Source organism: Planococcus sp. RAB007_Raresut, from assembly GCF_057369535.1.
The window spans coordinates 1-15,017 of sequence record NZ_JBXYIF010000015.1 but is presented as its reverse complement, the minus strand read 5'-3'; the positions used below and the strand labels follow the sequence as shown (position 1 = coordinate 15,017).

Here is a 15,017-nt window from a genome sequence, read left to right as displayed (position 1 = left end):
TTGGGGGATCTCCCCCTGTGAGAGTAGGACGCCGCTGGGCACAAAAGAAAGGTCGTTACCGCGCAAGCGGTAGCGGCCTTTTTTGTCGTTCATTAACTTAAGTAGTTTAGAAATTAATTTGGATAGATAGTTTATTGCTTGTTTCTGCATCGTTTAATATATACTCTTAAAGTAACTCAGGAGGTTGATAAAATGGTTTCAGTTTATGATTACAAAGTAAAAAATTTGCAAGGAGAAATGGAATCACTCGAAAAATTTAAAGGGAATGCACTGGTCATAGTCAATACAGCAAGCAAATGTGGATTGACTCCTCAATTTGAAGACCTACAGAAACTTTATGAAAAGTACTCCAGTAAAGGTTTTCAAATCCTTGGCTTTCCTAGTTCTCAATTCAACAATCAGGAGTTTGAAAATCAGGAAGAAACAATGGAATTCTGCCAGATGAATTATGGGGTAACGTTCCCTATGTTTGCAAAAACAGATGTTAAAGGAGCAAATGCAGATCCTCTGTTTACCTATCTGACTTCAAAGCATGAAGATATAGGAGCTGAAGAAATTGCATGGAACTTTGCGAAGTTCTTAGTAGACAAAGAAGGGCATGTTATTAAAAGATATTCCCCTCAAACTTCGCCAATGGAACTTGAAGAAGATTTGAAGACTATTCTATAAGATTAGTCGGAATACTTTTTCTATTTTCGAATTCTTGACACCCCGCATGCCCACTGATAACCTTACAATAATATTTAATTGGAAGCAGGAGGCGTGTCGATAATGTGGGAATCGAAATTTGTAAAAGAGGGTCTGACTTTTGACGATGTATTGCTTGTTCCAGGACACTCGGAAGTATTGCCGAAAGATGTAGATTTATCTGTAGAGTTAACTCCTAAATTGAAATTGAACATCCCGATTATCAGTGCTGGAATGGATACTGTTACCGAAGCGAAAATGGCGATTTCCATGGCGCGCCAAGGTGGCCTTGGTGTGATCCATAAAAATATGAGTATTGAAGAGCAAGCGGAACAAGTAATCACAGTTAAACGTTCGGAAAATGGCGTTATCACAGATCCTTTCTTTTTAACTCCAGACCATCAAGTGTACGATGCGGAGCATTTAATGGGGAAATATCGTATTTCAGGTGTGCCGATTGTCAATAATGAAGAGGAATTGAAGTTGGTAGGTATCATTACAAACCGTGACCTCCGCTTTATTCAAGATTATTCATTGAAAATCAATGATGTCATGACGAAAGAAAAACTCGTTACGGCTCCAGTCGGTACTACATTAGAAGATGCAGAGAAGATTCTTCAGCAATATAAAATTGAAAAACTGCCGATTGTGGATGATGCAGGTATGCTGAAAGGCTTAATCACAATTAAGGATATCGAGAAAGTCATCGAATTTCCGATTGCAGCAAAAGATTCCCATGGACGCCTTCTTGTCGGCGCAGCAGTCGGTGTTACTTCCGATACGCTAAGACGAGTTGAACAGCTTGTAAAAGCGCAAGTGGATGTGGTGGTGTTGGATACTGCACATGGCCACTCGAAAGGCGTTTTGGAAATGGTCAGCGAAATCCGTTCCCAATTCCCTGAACTGACAATCATAGCAGGAAACGTTGCAACCGCAGAAGGAACAAGAGCTTTAATCGAAGCTGGAGCAGACGTGGTTAAAGTTGGTATCGGCCCGGGATCAATTTGTACAACACGCGTTGTAGCCGGTGTGGGTGTTCCTCAGATTACCGCGGTTTATGATTGCGCCACAGAGGCACGGAAACACGGAAAAGCGATTATTGCCGATGGCGGCATTAAATATTCCGGTGATATCATCAAAGCTCTTGCAGCTGGCGGACATGTTGTAATGCTCGGCAGCCTGCTTGCCGGAACAACGGAAAGCCCGGGAGAAACTGAAATCTTCCAAGGCCGCCGTTTTAAAACATACCGCGGCATGGGTTCAATCGCTTCTATGGAAAAAGGATCGAAAGACCGTTATTTCCAAGATGAAGCGAAAAAGCTGGTACCGGAAGGAATCGAAGGAAGATTGCCTTATAAAGGGCCACTTACTGACACGATTCATCAATTGCTTGGCGGAATCCGTGCAGGAATGGGCTATTGCGGCACGAAAGATTTGGAGACATTGCGCAATGAAGCCCAATTCATCCGTATGACGGGTGCTGGTTTGCGTGAAAGCCATCCGCATGATGTTCAAATTACAAAAGAGTCACCAAACTACTCAATATAATAAAAGTTGAATCTTTTAGCACTCTTTTCCATCATTATCCGATGGTAAAGAGTGCTTTTTGCATATTTTTATTTCAGGACATTAATAATATGATAGAATAGCATGGGGAAACAGATTAATGGAGGTATAGAGAGATTTGAAGAACGTTTTAAAGATGACAATGTTGCTTACTGTATTAGCTATGTTTATGACTACTATTATCGTTCCGCAACAGGCAAGCGCGAACGAATCATTAAATATAATGGCAGATGCCGCTATTTTGGTGGATGCTGAAAGTGGAAAAATCCTATTTGAACAAAATGCTGAAACGCCGCTTGGTGTTGCAAGTATGACAAAAATGATGACGGAATACCTGCTTTTTGAAGCAATCGAAGATGGACGTATAACTTGGGATCAACAATATAGCGTGACTGATTATACATATCAGATTTCCCAGGACAGAGCGCTCAGCAATGTGCCGCTTCGTGCCGACGGAACTTATTCCATCAAAGAATTATATGAAGCTTTAGCGATTTATTCAGCTAACGCAGCAACTATCGGTATTGCAGAAACAATTGCTGGAACTGAAGGTGAATTCGTTCGCCTGATGAATAAAAAAGCTGAAGAACTAGGGCTTGAAGACACAAAATTTGTGAACTCGACAGGTTTGAACAATGCCGATTTGAAAGGCATGCATCCGGACGGAACTGGTGAAACTGACGAAAATGTCATGACTGCACGTTCTGTAGCGAAATTAGCGAGAGCGTTGATGACAGATTACCCGGAAGTTCTTGAAACAACAAGCATTGCCAAAGCGGTTTTCCGTGATGGCACTGATGACAGAACGGAAATGCCGAACTGGAATTTCATGCTTCCAGGCTTAGTATACGAATATGAAGGTATGGACGGATTAAAAACAGGTACAACTGATTTTGCCGGACATTCATTCACTGGTACAGCGAAACGCGATGATGTCCGTTTGATTACTGTAGTAATGAAAGCTGTGGACAGTGAAGGCGTCGGTTCTTATAAAGCCCGTTTTGATGCTACCCGAGCATTAATGGATTTCGGCTTTGGACAGTTTACAAAACAGGAAATCGTTCCGGCTGGTTACCAATTTGAAGATCAACAAGCTTTGCCAGTAGCAAAAGGCAAAGAAGATGAAGTCAAAATTGCTGTTAAAGAGCCAATTACGATGATGGTCCGTTCAAGCGAGAAAGATGCTTATGTTCCTGAGTTGGTAATTGATGAATCTCTTCTTGATAACGGTAAACTGGAAGCGTCGATTGAAAAAGATAAAGTGGTCGGAACCGTTAACCTTACAAAGGAATCGGGATCTGATTACGGTTATTTGGATGGTTCAGCGAGCGGCGCTGAAGTTATCACAACTGAAAGCGTTGAGCGCGCCAACTGGTTTACCCTTTCCCTGCAGGCAGTTGGAAGCTTCTTCTCTACTATGTGGACGGGCGCTGTTGATTTTGTAAAAGGTCTATTCTAATAAAAAGCAGTTCATCTTATAAAGATGAGCTGCTTTTTCTTTTGTTGATGTCCCAGCTTGCCATAAGTTGATGGATACCTTCTTCTATTTGCTTTTCAGACAATCCGCCAAAACCGATGACGATGCGGGGAGAGGGGCTTTCTGATTTACTGACATCATATGAATGCAGGCCGAAAACCCGGATTCCCGCTGCTTTTGCGCGTTCAATCAGTTGTTTCTCACTAAGTGGCGTCTGTACCGTCAAAACGACATGCATCCCTGCTTGCTCCCCTGAAATCTTAACTGTTGGTGCGAATAAAGCCAATTCAGCTGTCAATTTTTCCAGTTTCTTTTTATACAGTTTGCGCATTCGGTTCAGATGTCTTGAAAAATGCCCTCCTTTCATGAATTGGGCCACTATCTGCTGATCTAGTCTTGGCACGGAAGATGAGTAGTGCAAAAAGGTTTTATTGTATTCAGTGAGCAAGGTGTTCGGCAATACCATATAGGCGATCCGGAGGGATGGCATCAGCGATTTTGAGAAAGTGCTGATATAGATGACCCGGCCGCTGAGATCCATACTTTGTAAGGCGGGAATCGGCCGGCTGGTATAGCGGAATTCACTGTCATAATCATCTTCAATGATGTAACGTTCTGGCTTCGCTGTCGCCCAGTTCAATAATTGGGCGCGTCGTGTGGCACTTAAGACAGAGCCTGTCGGAAACTGGTGGGAAGGAGTGACATACGCGACGTCTACCGGTGAAGCTTCCAATTCTTCCATATTGATGCCGTCTTCATCGATGCTGATCGGCAGTGACTTCCGGTCGTGGTGGCTGAAAATGCTGTGGGTGAGGGCATACCCGGGATTTTCAAAGCCGAAAATCAGGTTTTTATTGAGCAGCCGTATCAATAGCGGCATCAATTGTTCTGTCCCGGAACCGATGATGATCTGGTTTGACTGGCAGACGACTCCCCGTGACTGGAACAGGTAGCGGGCGATTTCCTGGCGCAGTACGTCATCACCCTGAGGATGGCCGGATAACAGGAATTCCCCATTCGACTCATCCAGAACTTCCTTGGCCAATTTGCGCCATGTGGAAAAAGGGAAGGAGCCTGTATCGATCTGCGCCGGATTAAAATCAAATTGATAATCGATTTTTTCGGGAATTACGGGTTCCTCCTGAGGCAAATCAAGATAAGCGAGTTCCTCGACCGCCTGGGCATAGTAACCTTTTCGAGGCCGGGATTCAATAAAACCCTCCGCTACAAGTTGGCCATAAGCCAGTTCTACCGTTGTTTGGCTTATATCTAGGAATTCAGCCAGTTTCCGCTTGCTTGGCAATTTTGTATCTAAAGAGATTTTGCCGTCGATGATGGCCTGTTTTATTTCGATATAGAGTTGTTTGTAGATGGGGGTAGCGCTTCGCTTCTTTAATTGGAACATGAGCATATCCATTCATATCTCTCCCAACTGGCATTATTATTATTTAAATTTATGATTTATTTATAAAGTCAGTTTAAGTATAACGGAAAGTGATAGTTTCGACAAAAGTGGATGGCTGCAGCGGCCTCTTGCCAAAAAGAAGAGATTATAGTAAAGTATGATTAATTTAAAAGAAGAAACGTTGATGGGAATTAGTAAGACGTCTGTTTTTCCAAAGAGAGCCGGTGGTTGGTGCGAACCGGTGAAAAACGCGTTTGAATCCACCCCGGAGTTGCATGGCGAAATAAGCCATTGCCGGTTTTAATGCCGTTATGTGATGAAGAGAATCGGAGATTTTTTCCGGTTAATCAGGGTGGCAACGCGGGTAGCTCTCGTCCCTTTCACAGGGATGTGGGCTATTTTTGTTGTCTTTTTTCCATTTGCGCCAAAAACAAGAGGAGGAATTTATCATGTTGGACATCCGATTTGTACGGGAGAATTTTGAAGAAGTGAAAAGCAAGCTTGCGAAGCGGGGAGAGGATATTTCCGTTTTGGAAGATTTCCAGCCGCTTGATGCCAAGCGCCGGGAGTTGATTGCGCAGACGGAGAAATTGAAAGCCGAGCGCAACGAGGCTTCCCAGAATATCGCGGTCATGAAACGCAATAAAGAAAATGCCGATGAAGCCATTGCGAAAATGCGTGAAGTGGGCGACAAAATCAAGACGATCGACGAGGAATTGCGGGAAGTTGAAGAGCGTCTGAACTATATCATGATGCGTGTGCCGAATATTCCGCACGACAGCGTTCCGCTTGGCGATTCTGAAGATGATAACGAAGAAGTCCGTACATGGGGCGACAAGCCGGAATTCGGCTATGAAGCGAAACCACATTGGGATATTGCAACAGACTTGAACATTGTCGATTTTGAACGCGCGGCGAAAGTCACAGGCAGCCGTTTTGTGTTCTACCGCGGCCTTGGGGCACGCCTTGAACGCGCTTTGATCAATTTCATGATGGACCTTCACCAGGAAGAACATGATTACGAAGAAATGCTGCCTCCGTATCTGGTCAACCGCGAAAGTCTGACGGGTACAGGACAATTGCCGAAATTCGAGGAAGATGCTTTCCTGATCGAGAAAGAGGATTATTTCCTGATCCCAACTTCTGAAGTGCCGGTGACGAACTTTTACCGCGACGAAATCCTGTCAGGCGACATGCTGCCGCAGGCGTTTGCTTCTTACAGCGCGAATTTCCGCTCTGAAGCGGGTTCTGCCGGGCGCGACACACGCGGATTGATTCGTCAGCATCAATTCAATAAAGTCGAGCTGGTGCGATTTGTGAAGCCGGAAGAATCTTATGATGAGCTGGAGAAATTGACAGGCCACGCTGAGAAAGTGCTTCAATTATTGGGGCTTCCTTACCGCGTGCTGAAAATGTGTACAGCGGATCTTGGATTTACGGCAGCGAAGAAATACGATATCGAAGTGTGGATTCCGAGCCAGGAAATGTACCGTGAAATTTCTTCTTGCAGTAATTTCGAAGATTTCCAGGCAAGACGCGCCAATATCAAATTCCGCCGCGAGGCAGGCGGCAAGCCTGAATTCGTTCACACATTGAACGGCAGCGGACTGGCAATCGGCCGTACTGTGGCAGCTTTGCTCGAGAATTTCCAGCAGGAAGACGGCTCTGTCCGCATTCCGGAAGTGTTGCGTCCGTATATGGGCGGCAAAGAATTCATCAAATAAAACCGGAAAGCTCCGTAAGCATCGCGCTTATGGAGCTTTCTTTTTTATTGGCGGAAAAGACGTGGTTCATTGATGGCAGAAAGGGTATGGGTAAGCAGAAGAATTGAAGGGAGTTTTTGATGTGGAGAATCTTTCTTTTCAATCGGTTGAAACGAATGGTGTAACGCTGCATACGGCCATGGCGGGTCCGGAAGACGGTCCGCTGGTGATTCTGCTGCACGGCTTTCCGGAGTTCTGGTATGGCTGGAAGCATCAGATCAGCGCATTAGCGGGGCAGGGCTACCGCGTGATGGCACCGGATCAGCGGGGCTATAATCGGAGCAGTAAACCGCCGGGAGCAGAAAATTATACGTTGAATGATTTGCGGGACGATATTGTGGGTCTGATCGAACAGAGCGGAAAAGAAAAAGCGTTTGTTGTCGGACATGATTGGGGAGGTGCGGTTGCCTGGCAGCTGGCTGCAACCAGACCTGAGCTGGTGGAAAAAATGATTGCCGTTAATATTCCGCATCCGCAGGCGATGCCGAAAGTGATGATGCGGAATCCTCTGCAATGGATAAGAAGTTCGTACATGGCATATTTTCAGCTGCCAATTCTGCCTGAAAAGATGATGGAAGCGGAAGATTTCAGTTTTATGAAACAGGCCATGGCGGGCACTAGCCGGAAAAATGCATTTTCTGAGGAAGACCTTGAGCGGTACGGGGAAGCATGGGCACAGCCGGGTGCGCTGACCGGGATGCTGAATTGGTACCGGGCATTGCCGAAAGGCAGCTTCCGCCAGACGCCGAAGAGGAAAATCGACGTGCCTGTACGCATTCTGTGGGGAGTCGGCGATCAATTCCTGTCTCAGCAACTGGCGAAGGAAAGCCTGAATTTCTGCAAGGATGCAGAATTGGTGCTGATCGGGCAGGCTACCCACTGGGTACATCATGAGCAGCCGGAGATTTTGAACCATCTGATTATGGAATTTCTGGACGAAGAAAAAACGGAAACTCTATAGGAGCTTCCGTTTTTTCTTTTTCTCCCGCAAGGCGCGGAAAAATTGTGTGAGCAACCCTCCGCATTCGTCGGCCAATACATTTTCTTTTACCTCGCATTGATGATTGAAGCGATCGTCGTTCAATAACCTGTAGAGTGAATCGACCGATCCCGCTTTCACATCGCGTGCGCCGTAGACGACTCTCGGAATCCGTGATTGCAGAATGGCGCCTGCACACATCGGACAAGGCTCTAACGTTACGTAAAGGATCGTGTTTTCCAGCCGCCAGCTTCCAAGTTCTTCACAGGCCTGCTGTATTGCCAGCAACTCCGCATGCGTAACGGCATTCTGTGTCGTTTCCCGCAGGTTATGCGCGCGCGCAATCACTTCACCGTCGCGGACGATGACGGCGCCGATTGGCACTTCTCCTTTCGCTGCTGCTTTATTCGCTTCTTCTATTGCCATTTTCATGTAATGCTGGTCCAGTTCCAAGCCGTTCATCATGCATCTCTCCTTAAGCCCAGTTTAGCATCTTTCTTCAAATTGAGGCAGTCAGTCTTTCAATCAAAGGGCGACAAATTGAAAAAGGAAGATTAAAATAAACAAAGAAGCAATATGGTAAGGGGAGCATTCTATGAAAAAAAAGCCAATAAAATTAGTTAAAAAAGAACATAAAAAAGAAACTATTCCCCATCTATTGGGAAGATACATAGCCATGCTGATCGGTGCGACGATGGCAGCGGCTTCGATTGAACTGTTTTTAGTGCCCAATGCCATCATTGACGGCGGCATTATCGGTATTTCATTGATCCTGGATTATTTGACCGAGCTGCCTTTCGGGGTTTTGCTGGTCGCCATCAACTTGCCTTTCCTGTTTTTCGGCTATAAGCACATCGGACGGAATTTCTTTCTTTCCTCCATCTTTTCAATTGTGGCATTGGCGATTGTGGAAATTCCGATGCACAGGTTTGAGCCATTTGTCGACGATCCGCTGCTTGCCACCGTATTCGGGGGTTTATTGCTTGGTGCGGGTGTCGGGGTAGTCATCCGAAACGGAGGCGCGCTCGACGGCACGGAGATCCTCGGAATCCTGCTCAGCAGGAAACTGCCTTTTTCTGTAGGGGAATTCGTCATGTTCGTCAATATCTTCATCTTCAGCTGGGCTGGATTCGTACTCGGCTGGCAGCAGGCGATGTATTCGATTCTGACTTATTATATCGCTTCCAAAACAATTGATGCGGTCATCCAGGGATTGAATGACACGAAATCGGTCATCATCGTTTCGGATGAATTTGAAGAACTGGGATCGGCCATCAATGACCGTCTCGGCAGAAGCGTTACGAAGCTCCACGGCAAGGGCGGTTATAACGAAAATGAGAAGGATGTCATCTATCTGGTCGTCACGAGACTGGAAATTTCAAAATTGAAACAGGTCGTCCATGACATTGACCCGAAGGCATTCCTGACCATTATGAGCACCCAGGAAGTCCACGGCGGAACATTTAAAGCACCTATCCATTAATTTGGCGGGTGCTTTTTGCCTCTACTTTTCAAATGCTGTCTATGGTAAAATTAAGGTCAACGAACATACATGAAAAGAAAAAGGGGGGCTTCGGATGCCGGTGCCATTTATCACGGTAGAAGGGCCGATTGGCGTAGGGAAAACATCGTTGAGTAAAGCGATTGCTGATCAGAATCAATTCAAATTATTAAAAGAAATCGTGGATGAAAATCCGTTTTTAAATAAATTCTATGAAGACATCGAAGAATGGAGCTTCCAGACGGAAATGTTCTTTCTTTGCAATCGCTATAAGCAATTGACCGATATACAGAAGAAGTTCATCTCAAAACAGGAATCGGTTGTAGCCGATTACCATATCTTTAAAAACCTTATCTTCGCCAAGCGCACTTTGCCGCCTGAAGAATATGCGAAATATGAGGAAATCTACAAAATCCTGACGGCCGACATGCCGAAGCCGAATATGGTCATTTACCTGCACGCCAGCCTTGACACCCTGATGAAACGCATCAAACTCCGCGGCCGTGAATTCGAAACGATGATTACAGCTGATTATATGGAACAGCTTGCTGCCGATTACCACGAATTCATCGAGCATTTCGAACGCACACATCCTGAAATCCCTGTACTCCGCTTTAACGGAGATGAAATAGATTTTGTACAAAATGAAGCTGATCTGCAGCTGATCCTATCAAAAGTAGACGATACGCTACAACAAAGGAGTTTGACGATATGAATTTACGTGAAAAATATGGTATTCCGGCAAATGCGGTCATCACGATTGCAGGAACAGTCGGCGTCGGCAAATCGACAATGACAAAGGCTTTGGCAGATGCGCTTCAATTCCGCACGTCTTTCGAAAAAGTGGATTCAAACCCGTACCTTGATCTATTCTATGATGATTTTGAAAAATGGAGCTTCCATTTGCAGATTTATTTCCTGGCTGAACGTTTTAAGGAGCAAAAGCGCATGTTCGAATATGGCGGCGGCTTTATCCAGGACCGTTCAATCTACGAAGATACCGGCATTTTCGCCAAGATGCATTGGGAAAAAGGCACGATGAACAACGTGGATTACGAGACTTACACCAATCTCTTTGAAGCCATGGTGATGACGCCTTATTTCCCGCATCCGGATTTATTGATCTACCTCGAAGGTTCAATCGATGACATCATCGGACGCATCCAGGAACGCGGACGCCAGATGGAACAGCAGACACCGATCGACTATTGGGTTGAAATGCATCAGCGCTACGAAAACTGGATCAACACATTCAACGGTTGTCCGGTACTGCGCCTGAACATCAACGATTACGATTTGCTGAACGATCCTGAATGTTCGGAGCAGATTGTTGAACGCATCGGCAATTTCATGCAGCAGGCTTTAGTGCTGCGCAAATAAAATAAAAACAGTGGGCGGATTTCAAATCGCTCACTGTTTTTTTTATTTTCTGGGTGCTTTAGTTTTTCGGAGCAGAGCGGCCGTTTCCGCTTTTCTTGGTGTCTAGTCTCCAGCGGCCCAGCTCTTCGGGTCATAAGCCAGCCCAGCTCCGTGGCAAAGGACGCCACTCTGCTGTTCTGTCTTATGCCTTTCAGAGCTTAACGGGCGCTGTCGCTTTTCGTTTATTTCCCGGGAAATATAAAAGAGGCTCTCCGCTAGGAAAGCCTCATAAAAGTAATATTTAATCGAATCGAAATTTTCAGTCACATATGGGTTAAGAAAAATTCGCTACTTTCGTAACGAATCCAATCTCGAATTTATATGCGCGTAAATTCAAAAAATGGAGGAGGAAGAGGGATTCGAACCCCCGCGGGATTTGACTCCCCTGTCGGTTTTCAAGACCGATCCCTTCAGCCAAACTTGGGTATTCCTCCGTATCAGACAAGAATTAATTTAACACGGATCAATAAATACTGTCAACACTTTCGTTTAATTTTTTTCGAGTTTCTTTATTTTATTCGAAAAGAACTGATTTACTGGCTTTTCTTAAAACAATTTCAAGGGATACAGCCTTTCGGATTGATTTTCACCTGAATAATTTGTATACTAGTAAATGCCGTGCTAGGTGGGAAGATAGCGGTGTCCTGTAACCTGCAATCCGCTTTAGCAGGACTGAATTCCTTTCTGAGGCTGTTTGCATGTAAGGTCTGCCTCTTGCACGTAGTGTTGACATCTGGGTCCTGCGCAATGGAATCCCATGAACCATGTCAGGTCCGGAAGGAAGCAGCATTAAGTGGAACATTCCATGTGCCGCGGGATCGCCTAGATCGAGCCAGCGACAAGGGTAACGCTTATGTGCAGCAGTCGAAGAAAGGTGCACGGCATTAAATTTAAAATCAGAACCTGTCCGCTTTTGCGGGCAGGTTTTTTGTTTCTTGCTTTATTTTTATGCAGCTGAAAGACGTCCGAAAACCTTAAGGGAAATGCCTGATTTATGGTATAATAAAAGGACGAAAAACATATTTACTAAAAGGAGAGAAAACCGTTGGCGTATCAAGCTTTTTACCGTGTATACAGACCCCAGTCCTTTTCTGAAATGACCGGTCAGGTGCATGTCAAACAAACCCTTCAAAATGCTCTCCTTTACAATAAGACGACTCACGCTTATCTGTTTTCCGGCCCCAGGGGGACAGGGAAGACGAGTGCGGCAAAGATTTTTGCCAAAGCGCTGAACTGTGAAAGGGCGCCGGTTTCAGAACCCTGCAATGAATGCTCTTCTTGTTTGAGCATTATGGAAGGATCCAATACCGATGTTATCGAATTTGACGCGGCCTCCAATTCACGTGTTGAAGAAATGCGTGAAATCATTGAAAAGGTCCGTTTCTCACCTGCGAATTCGCGGTTTAAAATTTACATCATCGATGAAGTCCATATGTTATCGAACAGTGCATTCAACGCGCTCTTGAAAACGCTCGAAGAACCGCCGGAACACGTCGTATTCATCCTGGCGACCACAGAACCCCATAAACTGCCGTTGACAATCATTTCCCGGTGTCAGCGTTTCGACTTTAAATCACATACACAAGCGGATATCGTCATGCGTATGGTGGAAGTTTTGGACGACGCAAAAATTCCGTACAATGAACAAGTGCTGAAAATCATTGCGCAGGCAGCAGCAGGCGGAATGCGGGATGGCCTCAGCCTACTTGATCAGGTTGTGTCATTCAGTGGAGACGAAATGACCGTCGAAGATGCGCTGCTGGTGACGGGATCAATTAGCCAGGATATGTTTTATTCAATCGCTGAGGCGTTATTGGCAAAAGACATCGGCCAGGCTTTGACTTTATTGGAACAATTGGTGCGCGACGGCAAGGATCCGGTACGGTTGGTGGAAGATTTCATCACTTTCTTCCGCGACCTTTTGCTCATTCAGACAGCGCCGGATCTGCACGATATGCTGGAACTTGCCAGCCATGAACTCCGTTTTGAGGAATTGGCGAAACGCTTCGAACCGGCGACGCTCTATCTCTGGATCGACATCATGACCAAGACCCAGCAGGAAATGCGGTTCTCCAACCACACCAAAATCTATATGGAAACAGCGCTGCTGAAAATGGTGCAGGCGGAAACACCGGTACTGGCAGCGAATTCGGCAGCCGCTTCTCCAGAACTCGAAGCGAAAGTGTCGACGCTTGAGCAGCTTGTCCGCGAATTGCAGCAGCAGCTGAAAAATGGCAGCGGCGGTTCAGCAGCGCCAGCTCCTGCCGAACAGAAAAAGCGGCAGCGTGTGCAAAGCGGCTTTAAAATTCCGACAGGCCGCATACAGGACGTGTTAAAAAATGCGACAAAACCGGATATTCAGGCAATCAAGACGAATTGGGCTACGGTAATGGGCCAGCTTCAGAAATCCCATTCGGCTTTATTGAATGAAGCAGAGCCCGTAGCGGCATCAAGTGATGCATTTGTGTTAAAATTCAAGTATGATATTCATTGCCAGATGGCATCGGAAAACCAGACTTTCGCAACGGCATTCAGTCAGTTGCTGGAGCAGTATACAGGGAAAGCGTATACGCCGGTTTATGTTCCTGATGCAAGTTGGCTGAAGATCCGTGAAGAATTTATTAAAAACAGCGGATTGAAAGCAGGCAATGAAGACAAAGAGACGGACACTGAAGAAGAAAATCCGTTTTCCCAGGAAGGCGCTGCAGCGGAAGAAGATCCGTTCATCGCTGAAGCGGAGCGGCTTTTCGGAAAAGATTTCGTCGAAGTTCATGAAGACTGACAAACAAACATATTAGGAGGAATACATTATGCGCGGTGGCGGAAATATGCAAGGTATGATGAAACAAATGCAGAAAATGCAAAAACAGATGGCTGAGGCTCAGGAAGAGCTTGGCACGATGAAATTTGAAGGAACAGCTGGCGGCGGCATGGTCAAAGTTACTGTTTCTGGACATAAAGAAGTATTGGACATCGTTATGGATCCTTCAGTAGTAGACCCGGAAGACGTTGAAATGCTGCAGGATCTATTGGTTGTTGCAACAAACGAAGCGTTCAAGAAAGCGGACGATCACGCGAATTCCACAATGGGGAAATTCACGAAGGGCTTGAATATCCCAGGAATGTAGTAGGAGGCAATAATTATGCATTACCCGGAACCTATATCAAAATTAATGGAGAGTTTTATGAAATTGCCAGGGATTGGGCCGAAAACAGCGGCCCGTCTGGCATTTTTTGTGCTTGGAATGAAAGAGGATACAGTGCTTGATTTTGCGAAAGCGCTCGTCGATGCAAAGCGGAATCTTAGTTTTTGCTCGGTGTGCGGCCATATCACGGACGTAGATCCCTGCCATATTTGCCAGGACCAAAAACGTGATCGCACAACGATATGTGTTGTTCAGGATCCTAAAGATGTAATCGCCATGGAGAAAATGCGTGATTACACTGGTTTATATCACGTGCTGCAAGGAGCAATCTCTCCTATGGAAGGAATCGGTCCCGAAGACATCAATGTGCCTTCCTTGCTGAAACGGTTGCAGGATGAGCAAGTTGATGAATTGATTCTGGCAACAAACCCGACCATTGAAGGTGAAGCGACAGCGATGTATATTTCACGGCTCGTCAGACCTTCAGGAATTAAAACAACGAGGATTGCGCATGGGCTGCCGGTTGGCGGAGACCTTGAGTATGCGGATGAAGTAACTTTATCGAAAGCGCTAGAAGGCCGGCGCGAGTTATAATAGAGGAGATCGACGAATGCTGTTTTCAAGAAAAGGTAAATTAAAAAAAGAGTTCGATGAGCAGTTGATCTCCCATTTCTTCGCCGCCAAGCAAGAGCTTCAAGTGGCTAAAGAAATGGAAGAAATGTCTGACGATTATGATTTGTATATAATTGCTAAACGAAAAATTGCTGAGAGTAAACACTTGTTTCTATTAAAGGAAGCAAGACTGCGTGAAGTAAAAATTAAGTGAGGACAAAGGGTTTTAATCCTTGGTCTTCACTTTTCTTTTTTACTGCTTATATAGAAGGAAAATGATAAACCAAAGAAATACTTTTTAAATATAATTTTATTTGGAAAATCTGTTGACAGTATCGCCACTATGCTTTAGTATTGTAGAAGTCGTCAAGAACGACAGCAAACATGAACCTTGAAAACTGAACAGCAAAACGTCAACAAACAATCTACTGATCAGCACTTGTGCAGATCAAAGCGAATCGC

Annotated in this window: 14 protein-coding genes, 1 tRNA gene, 1 other RNA gene and 1 other annotated feature; of the genes, 13 read left to right on the top strand and 3 right to left on the bottom strand. The window is 45.3% G+C overall.

The genetic code is table 11. The annotated features are described in order from the left end of the window. Positions 1–192: 192 nt before the first annotated feature. From AC2Q9J_RS17365 to AC2Q9J_RS17355, 3 genes are all read left to right on the top strand, one after another. A complete protein-coding gene (locus AC2Q9J_RS17365; RefSeq protein WP_499041893.1) occupies positions 193–669 on the top strand; it encodes a glutathione peroxidase in 477 nt (158 codons plus the stop codon). 102 nt (positions 670–771) lie between these two features. After that, on the top strand, positions 772–2,235 hold the full coding sequence (guaB, locus tag AC2Q9J_RS17360; RefSeq protein WP_499041892.1) for an IMP dehydrogenase: 1,464 nt from the start codon (positions 772–774) through the stop codon (positions 2,233–2,235). A 160-nt stretch (positions 2,236–2,395) separates the two neighbouring features. Then, a complete protein-coding gene (locus tag AC2Q9J_RS17355) occupies positions 2,396–3,712 on the top strand; it encodes a serine hydrolase (protein ID WP_499041897.1) in 1,317 nt (438 codons plus the stop codon). A 16-nt stretch (positions 3,713–3,728) separates the two neighbouring features. On the opposite strand, the gene pdxR is transcribed toward AC2Q9J_RS17355, so the two are convergent. After that, positions 3,729–5,147, bottom strand: coding sequence for a MocR-like pyridoxine biosynthesis transcription factor PdxR (gene pdxR, locus AC2Q9J_RS17350; protein ID WP_499041891.1), 1,419 nt, complete (start codon positions 5,145–5,147; stop codon positions 3,729–3,731). A 160-nt stretch (positions 5,148–5,307) separates the two neighbouring features. Continuing rightward, positions 5,308–5,517: a binding site (T-box leader), on the top strand. Between the two features lie 67 nt (positions 5,518–5,584). Between pdxR and serS the strand changes: the two genes are divergently transcribed. Beyond that, complete coding sequence (gene serS, locus AC2Q9J_RS17345; protein ID WP_499041889.1) at positions 5,585–6,859, top strand: serine--tRNA ligase; 1,275 nt, start codon at positions 5,585–5,587, stop codon at positions 6,857–6,859. 121 nt (positions 6,860–6,980) lie between these two features. Further along, positions 6,981–7,859, top strand: coding sequence for an alpha/beta fold hydrolase (locus AC2Q9J_RS17340; protein WP_499041887.1), 879 nt, complete (start codon positions 6,981–6,983; stop codon positions 7,857–7,859). Here the strand turns inward: AC2Q9J_RS17340 and tadA are convergent. Beyond that, complete coding sequence (tadA, locus tag AC2Q9J_RS17335) at positions 7,854–8,339, bottom strand: tRNA adenosine(34) deaminase TadA (protein WP_499041895.1); 486 nt, start codon at positions 8,337–8,339, stop codon at positions 7,854–7,856. The genes AC2Q9J_RS17340 and tadA overlap by 6 nt on opposite strands. Before the next feature lie 133 nt (positions 8,340–8,472). Here tadA and AC2Q9J_RS17330 point away from each other — a divergent pair, with 133 nt between their 5' ends. The 3 genes from AC2Q9J_RS17330 to AC2Q9J_RS17320 all read left to right on the top strand — a co-directional run bounded on the left by AC2Q9J_RS17330 (position 8,473) and on the right by AC2Q9J_RS17320 (position 10,758). Then, positions 8,473–9,360: a YitT family protein gene (locus tag AC2Q9J_RS17330; protein WP_499041886.1), complete on the top strand. Its 888-nt coding sequence runs from the start codon at positions 8,473–8,475 to the stop codon at positions 9,358–9,360. A 94-nt stretch (positions 9,361–9,454) separates the two neighbouring features. Further along, a complete protein-coding gene (locus AC2Q9J_RS17325) occupies positions 9,455–10,093 on the top strand; it encodes a deoxynucleoside kinase (RefSeq protein ID WP_282021142.1) in 639 nt (212 codons plus the stop codon). Then, positions 10,090–10,758 (top strand): deoxynucleoside kinase, encoded by a 669-nt coding sequence (locus AC2Q9J_RS17320; RefSeq protein ID WP_101802350.1) that lies wholly within the window; start codon positions 10,090–10,092, stop codon positions 10,756–10,758. Before AC2Q9J_RS17325 ends, AC2Q9J_RS17320 begins: the two co-directional genes overlap by 4 nt. Before the next feature lie 380 nt (positions 10,759–11,138). Here AC2Q9J_RS17320 and AC2Q9J_RS17315 read toward each other — a convergent pair. Further along, positions 11,139–11,231, bottom strand: a tRNA-Ser gene (locus AC2Q9J_RS17315). A 182-nt stretch (positions 11,232–11,413) separates the two neighbouring features. Between AC2Q9J_RS17315 and ffs the strand changes: the two genes are divergently transcribed. From ffs to AC2Q9J_RS17290, 5 genes are all read left to right on the top strand, one after another. Then, positions 11,414–11,679: signal recognition particle sRNA large type (gene ffs, locus AC2Q9J_RS17310), an RNA gene on the top strand. A gap of 163 nt (positions 11,680–11,842) precedes the next feature. Continuing rightward, a complete protein-coding gene (dnaX, locus tag AC2Q9J_RS17305; RefSeq protein ID WP_499041885.1) occupies positions 11,843–13,579 on the top strand; it encodes a DNA polymerase III subunit gamma/tau in 1,737 nt (578 codons plus the stop codon). A gap of 28 nt (positions 13,580–13,607) precedes the next feature. Next, complete coding sequence (locus AC2Q9J_RS17300) at positions 13,608–13,925, top strand: YbaB/EbfC family nucleoid-associated protein (RefSeq protein WP_499041884.1); 318 nt, start codon at positions 13,608–13,610, stop codon at positions 13,923–13,925. 15 nt (positions 13,926–13,940) lie between these two features. Beyond that, a complete protein-coding gene (gene recR / locus AC2Q9J_RS17295) occupies positions 13,941–14,537 on the top strand; it encodes a recombination mediator RecR (protein ID WP_084242151.1) in 597 nt (198 codons plus the stop codon). A 16-nt stretch (positions 14,538–14,553) separates the two neighbouring features. After that, positions 14,554–14,769, top strand: coding sequence for a YaaL family protein (locus AC2Q9J_RS17290; RefSeq protein WP_112225064.1), 216 nt, complete (start codon positions 14,554–14,556; stop codon positions 14,767–14,769). Positions 14,770–15,017: the final 248 nt, after the last annotated feature.

Coding starts and splice junctions, on each gene's coding strand:
- recR (WP_084242151.1), top strand. CDS start 13,941: ATGCATTACCCGGAACCTATATCAAAATTAATGGAGAGTTTTATGAAA.
- tadA (WP_499041895.1), bottom strand. CDS start 8,339: ATGAACGGCTTGGAACTGGACCAGCATTACATGAAAATGGCAATAGAA.
- guaB (WP_499041892.1), top strand. CDS start 772: ATGTGGGAATCGAAATTTGTAAAAGAGGGTCTGACTTTTGACGATGTA.
- AC2Q9J_RS17325 (WP_282021142.1), top strand. CDS start 9,455: ATGCCGGTGCCATTTATCACGGTAGAAGGGCCGATTGGCGTAGGGAAA.
- AC2Q9J_RS17330 (WP_499041886.1), top strand. CDS start 8,473: ATGAAAAAAAAGCCAATAAAATTAGTTAAAAAAGAACATAAAAAAGAA.
- AC2Q9J_RS17365 (WP_499041893.1), top strand. CDS start 193: ATGGTTTCAGTTTATGATTACAAAGTAAAAAATTTGCAAGGAGAAATG.
- AC2Q9J_RS17300 (WP_499041884.1), top strand. CDS start 13,608: ATGCGCGGTGGCGGAAATATGCAAGGTATGATGAAACAAATGCAGAAA.
- pdxR (WP_499041891.1), bottom strand. CDS start 5,147: ATGGATATGCTCATGTTCCAATTAAAGAAGCGAAGCGCTACCCCCATC.
- serS (WP_499041889.1), top strand. CDS start 5,585: ATGTTGGACATCCGATTTGTACGGGAGAATTTTGAAGAAGTGAAAAGC.
- AC2Q9J_RS17290 (WP_112225064.1), top strand. CDS start 14,554: ATGCTGTTTTCAAGAAAAGGTAAATTAAAAAAAGAGTTCGATGAGCAG.
- AC2Q9J_RS17320 (WP_101802350.1), top strand. CDS start 10,090: ATGAATTTACGTGAAAAATATGGTATTCCGGCAAATGCGGTCATCACG.
- AC2Q9J_RS17355 (WP_499041897.1), top strand. CDS start 2,396: ATGTTGCTTACTGTATTAGCTATGTTTATGACTACTATTATCGTTCCG.